This window comes from Microvirga aerilata (assembly GCF_016743775.1).
Taxonomy (GTDB): domain Bacteria; phylum Pseudomonadota; class Alphaproteobacteria; order Rhizobiales; family Beijerinckiaceae; genus Microvirga; species Microvirga aerilata.
In genome coordinates this window covers 55,036-66,785 of record NZ_JAEQMY010000024.1, presented here as the reverse complement: position 1 = coordinate 66,785, position 11,750 = coordinate 55,036, and the positions used below count along the sequence as shown (strand labels likewise).

Annotated in this window: 9 protein-coding genes; 2 read left to right on the top strand and 7 right to left on the bottom strand. The window is 63.8% G+C overall.

All coding sequences use genetic code 11. From position 1 onward, the window contains the following. Positions 1-161 precede the first annotated feature (161 nt). Positions 162-842 (top strand): helix-turn-helix domain-containing protein, encoded by a 681-nt coding sequence (locus JKG68_RS16760; protein ID WP_202061725.1) that lies wholly within the window; start codon positions 162-164, stop codon positions 840-842. A gap of 27 nt (positions 843-869) precedes the next feature. On the opposite strand, the gene JKG68_RS16755 is transcribed toward JKG68_RS16760, so the two are convergent. Genes JKG68_RS16755 through JKG68_RS16745 form a run of 3 tightly spaced genes read right to left on the bottom strand, consistent with a single transcriptional unit; the run spans position 870 to position 5,692 of the window. After that, on the bottom strand, positions 870-3,995 hold the full coding sequence (locus JKG68_RS16755; RefSeq protein ID WP_202061723.1) for an efflux RND transporter permease subunit: 3,126 nt from the start codon (positions 3,993-3,995) through the stop codon (positions 870-872). A gap of 1 nt (position 3,996) precedes the next feature. Next, on the bottom strand, positions 3,997-5,109 hold the full coding sequence (locus tag JKG68_RS16750; RefSeq protein WP_202061721.1) for an efflux RND transporter periplasmic adaptor subunit: 1,113 nt from the start codon (positions 5,107-5,109) through the stop codon (positions 3,997-3,999). 10 nt (positions 5,110-5,119) lie between these two features. Next, the gene (locus tag JKG68_RS16745) at positions 5,120-5,692 is read right to left on the bottom strand and encodes a PadR family transcriptional regulator (RefSeq protein ID WP_202061719.1); all 573 of its coding nucleotides are present in this window, start codon (positions 5,690-5,692) and stop codon (positions 5,120-5,122) included. Between the two features lie 473 nt (positions 5,693-6,165). Here JKG68_RS16745 and JKG68_RS16740 point away from each other — a divergent pair, with 473 nt between their 5' ends. After that, a complete protein-coding gene (locus JKG68_RS16740; protein WP_202061717.1) occupies positions 6,166-6,870 on the top strand; it encodes a spermidine synthase family protein in 705 nt (234 codons plus the stop codon). A gap of 18 nt (positions 6,871-6,888) precedes the next feature. Here JKG68_RS16740 and JKG68_RS16735 read toward each other — a convergent pair whose 3' ends face one another. The 4 genes from JKG68_RS16735 to JKG68_RS16720 are packed head-to-tail and all read right to left on the bottom strand — an operon-like array spanning position 6,889 to position 11,747. Continuing rightward, complete coding sequence (locus JKG68_RS16735; protein ID WP_202061715.1) at positions 6,889-7,665, bottom strand: HpcH/HpaI aldolase family protein; 777 nt, start codon at positions 7,663-7,665, stop codon at positions 6,889-6,891. Between the two features lie 44 nt (positions 7,666-7,709). Continuing rightward, positions 7,710-8,429, bottom strand: coding sequence for a ribonuclease activity regulator RraA (locus tag JKG68_RS16730; RefSeq protein WP_202061713.1), 720 nt, complete (start codon positions 8,427-8,429; stop codon positions 7,710-7,712). A gap of 16 nt (positions 8,430-8,445) precedes the next feature. Then, positions 8,446-10,185, bottom strand: coding sequence for an L-arabinonate dehydratase (gene araD, locus JKG68_RS16725; RefSeq protein ID WP_202061706.1), 1,740 nt, complete (start codon positions 10,183-10,185; stop codon positions 8,446-8,448). A 56-nt stretch (positions 10,186-10,241) separates the two neighbouring features. Further along, on the bottom strand, positions 10,242-11,747 hold the full coding sequence (locus JKG68_RS16720; protein WP_202061704.1) for a tripartite tricarboxylate transporter permease: 1,506 nt from the start codon (positions 11,745-11,747) through the stop codon (positions 10,242-10,244). Positions 11,748-11,750 lie beyond the last annotated feature (3 nt).

The window sequence follows — 11,750 nt, the reverse complement described above, 5'->3', positions numbered from 1 at the left end:
GGCTACACCCGTCATGGCAGCCTCCTGTGTCAGATCAGGAGATTATGAACCCATGCGCAGGAGGTGCAACTGTAGTGTTAGGGGAAGCATCTGAATTTTGCGGCCCGGATCCTCAGCGTAGCTTTGAACTCACGTCAGACACAAAAGAAGACGAGAGTTCCATGCAAACCGTCCGCGCTTCCAGCAGCTCCCAGCCCGCGCCCGCTCTCCTCCTGCGCGACATCTCCCTCCCGCGCAGGTCTCCAGATGCAGTCGCGCTAGGATTCACGCGCACAGTCGCGAAGGACGAGGAGATCTTCGCGGAGGGGGAGCGGCCAGCCTTCATCTACAAGGTGGTGTCCGGCGCAGTGCGAACCTTCAAGCTCCTGAGCGACGGACGGCGGCAGATCGACGCCTTTCATCTCCCAGGTGACATCTTCGGCATCGAGACCGGCGAGGAGCATCGCTTCACTGCCGAGGCGCTCGGAGATGCAACCATCGTCCTTTATCGCCGCTCCAGTTTCGGCGCACTGGCCCTGGATTGCGGAGAGTTGTCCCAGCAGATCGTGTCAGCGATGATGCGCTCGCTCGAGCAGGCGCAGAACCATATGCTGCTTCTTGGCCGCAAGAACGCATTGGAAAAAGTCGCAACGTTCCTGCTCGTTCTTGCGAAACGCATTTCCAAGGATGACCGGATCGACCTTCCGATGTCGCGTCTCGACATGGCCGACCACCTCGGTCTGACGATCGAAACGATCTCGCGCTCCCTGACCCAGTTGGAGCGCAAGGGGATCATCGACCTTCCCACACACCGACTGATCGTCCTGCGCGACAAGGAAGCCTTGGAGCGCCTGGATACCTAGCTTCCGAGAACCCAAGGACCAACGACACTACTCCGCCGCTTCGAGCATCGGGGTCTTATCGAACTCGGAACGGGCCTTGCGGCCGAAGCCGAGCTTGCGCGCCATGTCCTCCAGCAGCGTCAATGCGACCGGAACGACCACCAGCGTGAGAATCGTGGAGCTGATCAGCCCGCCGATGACCGCGTGAGCCATGCCGGCGCGCTGCGAGCCGCCCTCCCCCAGTCCCAACGCCATCGGGATCATGCCGAAGATCATCGCCAGCGTCGTCATAAGGATCGGACGCAGCCGCACCTCTGCCGCCTGCATGATCGCCGCTGAGCGCTCCATGCCGGCCTTGCGGGCCTGGTTGACGAAGTCGACCAGCAGGATCGCGTTCTTCACCACGAGACCCATCAGCATGATGAAGCCGATGGCCGACATCATGTTGAGCGTGGAGCCCCAGGCCAGAAGGCCGAGGAACACGCCCACCAGCGACAGCGGGAGCGAGGCCATGATGGCGAGCGGCTGCAGGAAGCTGCCGAACTGCGACGCCAGGATGATGTAGATGAACACCACGGCCAGGAGCAGCGCCGAGCCGGCATAGCCTGACGTCTCCTCGATGTTCTTCGCCGAGCCTCCGGACACGAACTGATATCCTGCCGGAAGCTTCACATCCTTGAGCGCAGCCCCGATCTCCCGGGTGACGTCACCGGCGGCGCGACCGCTGACATTCGCCGTGATCTGCACCTCGCGGGCAAGGTCGCGCCGGTTGATCTGAGACGGACCGACGCCCGGCTCCAGCCTCGCCACCTCGCGCAAGGCCACCATCCGCGGCGTGCCGTCCTCGTTCGTCAGCCTGCTGGCAATGTATAGGCGCGAAAGGTCTTCGCGCGACTCGCGCCCGGTCTCGGGCAAGCGCACATTCACATCGTAGTTCTCACCATTGGACGCCCGGAAGCTCGAAGCATCCTCACCGGACAACAGGGGCCTCAGCGTATCCGATACCTGCTGCAGGCTGATCCCGAGGTCGCTCGCAAGCTCCCGGTCGAGGCTGACGGCGATCGTCGGGCGGGCCGCCTTCAAGCTCGACTCCATGTCGACCACGCCAGGCACCTTCGCCATGATGGCTGCAGATTCCTGCGCGACCCGGGCGAGCTCGTCCAGGTTCGGTCCCTGGATCGAGACCTGAACCGGCTTGCCGTCGCCGACACCCGGCAGGCTGACGGCAAGAGCGATGCCGGGGATCGCCCTGAGACGTTCGCGCATAAGATCGACCAGCTCGGTGGCCGAGCGCGCACGCTCATGGATCGGCCTGAGGGTGATCGCGATGCTCGCCTCGTTCTTGCCGGCGGCCTGGCCGCTGTTGATGGCCGCATAGGTGAAATCCACCTCCGGGAATTCCTTGATGGCGGCCTCCGCCTGACGGGCCTTCGTTTCCGTGTACTCGAGCGACGATCCCACGGGAGCAGAGACCTTCACGGTCATCTCGCCCATATCGGCGGTCGGCACGAACTCGACGCCGATCATCGGCACGAGACCAAAGCTTCCCACGAAGATGCCGACCGCTGCCACCATCACCACCCAGCGCCGCCGCAGGCTGAAGCGCATGAGCGGACGATACACGGCGAGAATGCCCGCCGTCAGTCCATCCGACAGACGCGCCATCCAGCCGATGACGCCCCGCGGTTTCCGGCCGATCGACGGGTCATGCCACACGCTTGAGAGCATGGGATCCAGCGTGAACGACACAAACAGCGAAATCAGCACGGCCACCGAGACAGTGATGCCGAACTGAAAGAAGAACTTGCCGATGATGCCGCCCATGAAGGCCACAGGGGCGAACACGGCCACGATGGCAAGCGTCGTCGCCACCACGGCAAGACCGATCTCCTGCGTTCCCTTCAGCGCCGCCTCGAAGTGACCGGCCCCCATCTCCAGATGGCGGGCGATGTTCTCGCGAACCACGATGGCGTCGTCGATCAGGATGCCGATGGCAAGCGACAGCGCCATCAAGGTCATGCTGTTCAGGGTAAAGCCCATGAAGGCCAGCGCCCCGAAGGTGCCGATGACCGAGATCGGCAGCGTGAGGCCGGTGATCACGGTCGAGCGCCACGAGTGCAGGAACAGGAACACGATAGCCACCGTCAGAACGGCGCCTTCCAGCATCGTGCTGCGCACATTGTGGACCGAGCTGCGAATGCCCTTCGACGAGTCCTTGACCACCGACATCTCGACATCGGGCGGCAGGGAGCTCTTGAGTTCGCGCACCGCACGGAACACGCCGTCGGCCACCTCGATGGTGTTGGCGCCCTGCACCTTGACCACGTCCACGGCCAGCGCAGGCTTGCCGTTGAACAGGGCAAGGTTCGTCTTCTCCTCCTGACCGTCGATGACGTCGGCCACCTCCGACAGCCGAACCGGCGAGCCGCCACGCTGGGCGACGATGAAATTGCCGATCTCACGCGGCTCCTTCACGGAGCCTTCGATCTGCACAACCTTGTCCTCGCGCCCGCGGGTCACGTTGCCGGCAGGCAGATCCTGATTCTCCGAGCGGATCGTGGCCACCACCTGATCGACGCCGATGGCAAGCGCCTGCATGCGGTCGGGCTTCAGCCGCACCTCCACCTGACGCTTCACTCCGCCCACGATGGTGGCGCTGCCCACGCCACGAACGGTCTGGATGCGCTTGAGCACGACCTCGTCGGCAAGGGCCGTCAGCCCGCGAAGCGAACGCGAGGGCGACTCTAGCGCAACCGACACGATCGGCGCGCTGTCCGGATCGAAGCGGGTCACCGTCGGGTCGTTCACTTCGTCGCGCAACTGACCGCGGATGCCCGCCACCTTCTCGCGCACGTCCTGCACCGCAACAGCCGCCGGCGTGTCCAGTGTGAACTGGGCGATCACGATGGAGCGGCCCTCGACGGAGCGGGAGGTGAGCGTGTCGAGTCCGCTGATCGTGTTGATAGCATCCTCGATCTTGCGCGTGACATCGCTCTCCACAGCCTCGGGAGAGGCGCCTGGGTAAGATGCCGTCACGACGACCGTCGGGATGTCCACGTCGGGGAACTGATCGACGCCGAGGCGCTGGTAGGAGAACAGCCCAACCACGAGAATCGCCACCATCATCATGGTGGCGAAGACCGGGTTGTTGATGCTGATGCGTGTGAGGAACATCTTAACGACTGCCGATGCGAACCGGGGTGCCCGGCTCGAGTACAATGGATGGAGCGCTCACGATCGTGTCGCCTTCGGACAGGCCCGAGGCTACGGCGACCAAGGTGGCCGTGGCGTCCTTCGCCACCTCGACGGGCTGCCGGGCGACCCTGTCGCCGTCGAGTTTGAGAACGTATCTCTGGCTTTGGTCGCCCCGCACCGCCTCGGGCGGAACCGCAACCACGTTCCTGATCTCGCGCACGACAATGTCGCCCGATGCGAACATGCCGCCGCGCAGAACCTTGTCGCCGTTCTCAACCTGGATATAGACCGGGATCGAGCGCGATCCTGACTTCGTGGTGGGATTGATCCGTTCCACCCGGCCGGTGAACTCGCGTCCTTCAAGACCCGGCACCCGGAAAGCCGCCATTTGCCCGACCGCCACGAGAGCAATCTCGTTCGTCGGCACGGGGGCCTCGATCTCAAGCCGCGACAGGTCGATGAGGACGGCGAGCTTGCCGTCGACCGGCACCTTGTCGCCCGGGCTGACGGCGCGCTCGGACACGAAGCCGTCCATGGGGGCTCGCACGACGGCGTTTTCCAACGCCTTGCGCGCCAGATCGACCTGAGCCTGCATGGCGCGGACATTCGCCTGCGAGGTGCGGTACGCGCTCTCGACCTCGTCCACCGAAGCCTGAGCCGCGTAGCCCTTCTGCTGCAGGCTGAGCTTCATCGAGCGGTTCTTCTCCGCGAGAGCCAGCTGCGCCTTGGCGGATTCGAGGTTGGCCACGCGCTCGTTGAGCCAGGAGGTCAGATCCTCGGTGTCGAGGCGCACGAGAACATCGCCCTTCTTCACCGGCTGCCCCTCCTGCGCCAGAACCTCCGACACCTTTGCGGCAACCTCCGACTTCAGGGTCGTCTGGTCGACCGGGCGCAGGGTGCCGGCCAGTGGCACGGTGAAGCGCAGATCGGTCCTGCGGACAGTAAAGGTTTCGCTGCGGGCAAGCTCCGTCACGATCGGCGCGCTTGGCTGCACGACAGCCGCGGCCGTATCGTTTTTCAGGTAGCGCGCGCCTCCGGCTCCCATGGCGACGATGCCGATGGCAGCGAGCGCAACAGTTATTTTTTTCTTCACAGCATTGCCCCTATGGCAGGTCCGACCCGACCAGATCGCCGGTCGGTTGCTTGTGTTGCTTGGCTTGCGTGCGGCTCAGCTCGCTCAAGAAACCGGGAACGTTCTCGCGCAGGAAGGCAAGTTCGGCGCCTGCCATCACCATGCCCATGCGCACAAGGAACCGGTGGCCCGGGGGGTAGGCACCGGTGGCGGCCTCCGTCTCGGCCTTGATTTGCTCCAGCTCCGAAATCCGATGAGCCAAGACGTCGCGCAGCTTCTCTGGCGGGAGCAGATCGGCGAACATGAGAAGCGTGACCAATTCGGAGCGGATCTTATGCCGCCCCTCCGAGGCCTTGAGCGAGGCAGTCAGCGCCTCGCGCCCAAGCTCAAGCAAGGTATAAACGGTCTTGTTAGGCCGCCCTTCCTGGGGCACCACCTTTGCCGATACGAGCCCCTCCTGATCGAGGAGCTTCAAGGCCGCGTAAATCCCGCTCGGCGCGACATCCATGAAGCGCGAGAAAACCTCCTCGACCCGCTTCTTGATCTCGTACCCGGATGCGTCACCCATGGACAGAACGGCGAGGCAGAGCGTCTTGTTGTCCAAACTGTACTACTCCAATGTGGAGTATATATAGGTACTCTATCCACCTCCGTCAACGATCGAACGAACCGGCGAAAAGCAGGGTCTCTTTGAATATGGGAGGGACTGCAGAAGCCTCCAAGGCGAGGTTCGCCGGGATGCCATCGCTGAAGCTCCGCCGTGAACACCCCTCCAAGCAGAGAATGTCACGGCGGAGTTGTGACAAGTTGTTCAATGACTTATGAGACATGGCATTTGACAGGCGTACCACGGTTCATGTTCCGCTCCTTCCGCCATTTGGGTTCTGCATGGCTTTCCGGCCGAGCGGCCGTCCCTTTGCCGGGATCGTCAATTCAGCTAAGGCTCTTCAGCTTGGCTGCGGAGGTACCGGCGATCCCTGTCAGCGGCGAGAATGCACCTCGCCGCAACCCTGTGGCTGAGGTTCACGGCTTGCACGGTCAATCGCAAAATGGGCAGAGCTGCCGAAAGAGCACGTCATGATCCCCTGGGTTCTCATCGATACGGCGAAAGTTCCCGGCGACGGCACCGAGTTGCGCCTCAAGAGGCGTGGGGCCGAGTTCTCCATCATGTTGGGCAGCAACGAGTTGATGAACAGCCGCCTCAGCGGCTCCGAGGAGGCGCTGGCCAAGCTGTCCTGCTCGAGGATTCGGGACCGCCCGCGAGCGAGGGTCCTTATCGGCGGGCTGGGGATGGGCTTCACCCTTCGGGCCGCTCTTGCTGAACTGGGCTCCGATGCTCAGGTCACTGTGGCCGAACTCCTGCCCGCTGTGGTGGCCTGGGCCCGAGATCCCATGGCGGAAGTCTTTGGCGGCAGCCTGACGGATCCACGCGTCAGCATCCACGAGGGAGATGTCGGCGGGCTGATACGATCAGGCCGGTCTGCCTACGATGCTATTTTGCTCGACGTCGACAACGGGCCCGAGGGACTGACCCGCAAGTCCAATGACAGCCTTTACGACCTGGCAGGTCTCGGCGCCGCCCGGACGGCGCTGGCGCCTGGCGGCGTCTTGTCCGTGTGGTCGTCGGCCCCGAACAGGGCCTTTACCCAGCGCCTGCGCAAAACAGGTTTTCGCGTGGAAGAGGTCGGTGCGCGCGCCAACGGAGCACGCGGCGGCGCAAGGCACACGATCTGGATTGCCACCAAGCCAGGAGGCCCGCCTGCCTCCCGGGCGCAAAGCTAGGCACACAAGGCCACGGCGCTATGCGATAAGCTTCCTCGTGTCACTCACGCTGGCGGCGGCTGCACCGGCCAGGAGGGTGACATCGTTGGGCAGCGTCACGAGATCGAAGCCCCAGCTCACGGCCTTGGCCGCATAGGCCGGCGTTCCGCAATGGAGCCCGGCGCGGATGCCTACCTCGTGCGCCTTGGCAAGGATGGTCTGGATGGCGCTGACCATTTCCGGCTCCTCTCGGTCGAAGCCGGTTCGATACCGCTTTCCGGTAAGCCCCAGCGTCAGATCGGACGGACCTATGTAGACGCCGTCCAGGCCGGGGGTCGAGACGATCTCCTCGACCTGCTCAAACGCTTCCGCGGTTTCGATCATCGCAAGGCAGAGGATGTTCTCATCCGCCTTGGCACTGTAGTCGGATCCAGCCGAGAACCTCGCCCGGGTCGGTCCGAAGCTGCGGGTGCCGTCGGGCGGGTAGCGGACATAGGAGACCAGTTCGGCCGCTTGGGCACGGTTGTTGATCATGGGGCAGATCACCCCATAGGCTCCCGCATCCAGGGCCTTCATGATGGCCGCCGGATCCAGCCACGGAACACGCACGAGCGTTGCAACCTCGCTCGCGCGCAAGGCCTGCAGCATGCCGAGGGATGCTTGGTAGTCGATGACGCCATGCTGCAGATCGATCGTCATGGAGTCATAGCCCTGCTCGGCCATGATCTCGGCGGTGAATGCATTCGGGATCGACAGCCAGCCATTCAGGACCGGCTTTCCCTCTCTCCAAAGCGACTTGATCCTGTTCGGCTTCATCTTGCCCCCAATAGCTCGGCTGCGGCCACCCTGCGGCTTTAAGACTAGCGGCCGTTGGCCTGGCGCCAAGCCGCAAAGTCCATATTCGTCCTCTCATCCGTGGCCGGATAGAGCCCGAGGATGGAGCGGCCCTTCAGCACTTCCTCCGTGACGAAATCCTCGAATGCCGTCATCTCGACCGTCTCGTCCGCAATCTCGTCCGCCAGGTGCGCCGGGATCACGACCACGCCTTCTGCATCTCCCACGATCACATCGCCGGGAAACACGGGCGCGTCCCCGCAGCCGATCGGGACATTGATGTCGATGGCCTGGTGCAAGGTCAGGTTTGTCGGAGCCGAGGGGCGGTTGTGATAGGCCGGGATGCCCAGTGTCTCGATTTCCGGCGTGTCCCGGAAACCGCCATCGGTCACAACACCGGCAACGCCACGCACCATCAGGCGGGAGATCAGGATCGAGCCCGCCGATGCGGCCCGCGGATCCTTGCGGCTGTCCATGACGAGAACGGCTCCCGGGGGGCAAATCTCGACAGCCTTGCGCTGCGGGTGTTCGCGGTCGCGGAAGACGGTAAGCGGGTTCAGGTCCTCGCGAGCCGGCATGTAGCGCAGGGTGAAAGCCTCCCCCACCATGGGCCCCGCGCCTCGGTTGATGCGATGAACATCCTGGATCCACTGATTGCGCAGGCCGCGCTTGTAGAGCGCCGTCATCAGCGTTGGGGTGGCGACGGTTTTCAGCTTGTCGCGGGTCTCGGGCTTCAGTCCGGTCATCGGTTCGTCTCCTGAACTAGAAAATATCGGGCTCGGCCACCGGCGCGCCGTGGCTTGTCTCAAGGAAGTCGAAATCGCAGCCCTCATGAGCCTGGCGGATATGCCTCGTGAACATCCAGCCGTAGCCACGCTCGAAGCGGGGCTTGCGCTCGGGCAGGAGTGCGCGCCTCATCTCGAGCTCTTCCTCGGAGACCTCGAGGGTGATGCGACGCGCCGGAATGTCGACGCTGATGATGTCCCCCGTGCGCACGAGCGCGAGCGGCCCGCCCACATGCGCCTCCGGCGACACATGCAGAATGCACGCCCCATAGCTCGTGCCGCTCATGCGGGCATCCGACAGGCGCAGCATGTCGCGCACGCCCTGCCTCACAAGCTTCCGGGGTATCGGCAGCATGCCCCATTCCGGCATTCCGGGGCCGCCTTGCGGGCCGGCATTGCGCAGCACCAGGATGTGGTCCGCCGTTACGTCGAGATCGTCGTCGTCGATGGCAGCCTTCATGGAAGGATAATCGTCGAACACGAGGGCCGGGCCCGAATGCTGCCGCAGGCGCGGCTCGCAGGCGCTCGGCTTCATCACGCAGCCGTCCGGCGCGAGATTGCCCTTGAGAACCGCGAGCGCGCCCTCCTCGTAGATGGCGTTGTCGACCGTGCGAATGACGTCGTCGTTGTAGACCTCCGCTCGGGCGATGTTCTCGCCCAGGGTCTTGCCTGTCACCGTGACGCAGTCGAGGTGCAGATGACCGTGAATGCGCGTCATGAGGGCCGGCAGGCCGCCGGCGAAATAGAAATCCTCCATCAGGTAGGCCGCGCCGCTCGGACGCACGTTCGCAATCACCGGAACCTTGCGGCTGGCGATCTCGAAGTCGTCGAGGCCGACATCGTGCCCGGCCCGCCGGGCCATGGCGATGAGGTGGATCACCGCGTTGGTGGAGCAGCCCATCGCCATGGCGACCGCAATGGCGTTCTCGAAGGCGGCGCGGGTCTGGATCTTGTTGGGCGTGAGGTCTTCCCACACCATCTCGACCGCACGCCGGCCCGCTTGCGCGCACATGCGGATGTGGTTGACGTCAGCGGCCGGAATGGAAGAAGCCCCCGGCAACGTCATGCCGATGGACTCAGCAATGGCCGTCATGGTGCTGGCCGTGCCCATGGTCATGCAGTGGCCGTGGCTGCGGGCGATGCCGCCCTCGACCTCCACCCAGTCCTCCTTGGTGATGTTGCCGGCCCTGCGCTCGTCCCAGTACTTCCAGGCATCGGAGCCCGAGCCCAGGGTCTTGCCCTTCCAGTTGCCGCGCAGCATGGGACCGGCCGGGATGTAGATCGACGGCAGGTTGGCGCTCGTCGCGCCCAGGAGCAGGCCGGGCGTGGTCTTGTCGCAGCCGCCCATGAGAACGACCCCGTCCACCGGATGGGAGCGAATGAGCTCCTCCGTGTCCATCGCCAGCATGTTGCGGTAGAGCATGGTGGTGGGCTTGACGAAGTTTTCCGACAGCGAGATTGCCGGCAGTTCGATGGGGAAGCCCCCGGCCTGAAACACGCCGCGCTTCACGTCCTCCACACGCTGCTTGAAATGGGCGTGGCATGGGTTGATGTCGGACCACGTGTTGATGATCGCGATAACCGGGCGGCCGACCCAATCGTCCGGGGCATAGCCCATCTGCATGATGCGGGAGCGGTGACCGAACCCGCGCAGATCGTCGGGAGCGAACCACCGCGCACTTCGAAGGTCTTCCGGTTTTTTCGTCTTGGCTGTCATGGGACTCACGTCGCGCCTTTTGAAATCGAATTCTGAATAAGAAAGCCGGAGAAGGCTCAGCCCTCTTCCTGGAAGGCTTCCTCACGCTTGCGGCGCACGGCCGGAGCCAGCACCGTCACGAGCAGGATCAACGCAATGACCAGCATCGTTGCGCTGATCGGGCGGCTCAGGAAAACGGTCGCATCGCCCTTGGAGATCAGCATGGCCCTGCGGAGATGCTCCTCCATCATCGGACCGAGGATAAAGCCGAGCAGCATCGGGGCAGGTTCGCAGTCGAGCTTCCGGAAGACGTACCCGAGGAACCCGAAGATGGCCATCAGGTAGACGTCAAATGTTGCGTTGTTGAGGCTGAAGACGCCGATGGCGCAGAAGACCAGGATGGCCGGGTACAGGAAGTGATACGGCACCGAGATCATGCGCACCCAGAGCCCGATCAGCGGCAGGTTGAGAACGAGCAGGAACAGGTTGCCGATCCACATGGAGACGATGAGCCCCCAGAAGAGCACCGGCTGCTCGGTCATGACCGATGGCCCGGGCTGAATGCCCTGCATGATCATGGCGCCGATCATCAAGGCCATGACGGGGTTCGATGGTATGCCGAGCGTCAGCATGGGGATGAAGGAAGTCTGCGCGCCGGCATTGTTGGCCGATTCAGGACCGGCCACGCCCTCGATGGCTCCCTTGCCGAACTGCTCGGGATGGCGCGAGACCTTCTTCTCGAGCGTGTAGGCGGCAAAGGAGGCCAGCATGGCTCCGCCGCCGGGCAGGATGCCGAGCATGGAACCGAGGGCCGTTCCACGGAGCACGGGCGCGGCAATTCGCTTGAGGTCCTGCCTGGTCGGCATCAGCCCGGTCACGCTCTTCAGCATGACGGTGCGCGTGGATTCGTTCTCCAAGTTGCCGATGATTTCACCGAGGCCGAACACACCCATGGCGACGATGACGAAGCCGATGCCGTCCGCCATCTGCGGCAGGTCGAAGGTGAAGCGGGTCATGCCGGAATTCACATCGGTGCCGATCAATCCAAGGATCAGCCCGAGGATAATCATTCCGAAAGCATGCAGGAGCGAGCCATGGGCGAGCACGATGGAGGCCACGAGCCCGAGCACCATCAGGGAGAAGTATTCCGCAGGCCCGAACTTAAGCGCGAGGTCGGCGAGCGGCGGAGCGAAGATGGCCAGGAGAATCGTCGCGACCGTTCCGGCGAAGAACGACCCGATGGCGGCCGTTGCAAGCGCCTTCCCGGCCTTTCCCTGACGCGCCATCTGGTAGCCGTCGAGCGCGGTGACGACGCTCGATGATTCTCCCGGCAGGTTGACCAGGATGGCCGTCGTCGAGCCGCCATACTGAGCGCCGTAATAGATGCCCGCCAGCATGATGAGCGCCGACACCGGCGGCAACCCGAAGGTGACCGGCAGGAGCATCGCAATGGTCGCGACCGGCCCGAGACCTGGGAGAACGCCGATGGCGGTGCCGAGCAGCACGCCGATCATGCAATAGGCCAGGTTCCAGAAGGACAGGGCGGTTTCGAGGCCAAGCCAGAGATTTGCAACCGTTTCCATTGT

What these genes read in the sequence shown, in the direction of transcription:
- JKG68_RS16720 (WP_202061704.1), bottom strand. Translation starts at nt 11,747, where the DNA reads ATGGAAACGGTTGCAAATCTCTGGCTTGGCCTCGAAACCGCCCTGTCC.
- JKG68_RS16735 (WP_202061715.1), bottom strand. Translation starts at nt 7,665, where the DNA reads ATGAAGCCGAACAGGATCAAGTCGCTTTGGAGAGAGGGAAAGCCGGTC.
- JKG68_RS16755 (WP_202061723.1), bottom strand. Translation starts at nt 3,995, where the DNA reads ATGTTCCTCACACGCATCAGCATCAACAACCCGGTCTTCGCCACCATG.
- JKG68_RS16730 (WP_202061713.1), bottom strand. Translation starts at nt 8,429, where the DNA reads ATGACCGGACTGAAGCCCGAGACCCGCGACAAGCTGAAAACCGTCGCC.
- JKG68_RS16760 (WP_202061725.1), top strand. Translation starts at nt 162, where the DNA reads ATGCAAACCGTCCGCGCTTCCAGCAGCTCCCAGCCCGCGCCCGCTCTC.
- JKG68_RS16740 (WP_202061717.1), top strand. Translation starts at nt 6,166, where the DNA reads ATGATCCCCTGGGTTCTCATCGATACGGCGAAAGTTCCCGGCGACGGC.
- araD (WP_202061706.1), bottom strand. Translation starts at nt 10,185, where the DNA reads ATGACAGCCAAGACGAAAAAACCGGAAGACCTTCGAAGTGCGCGGTGG.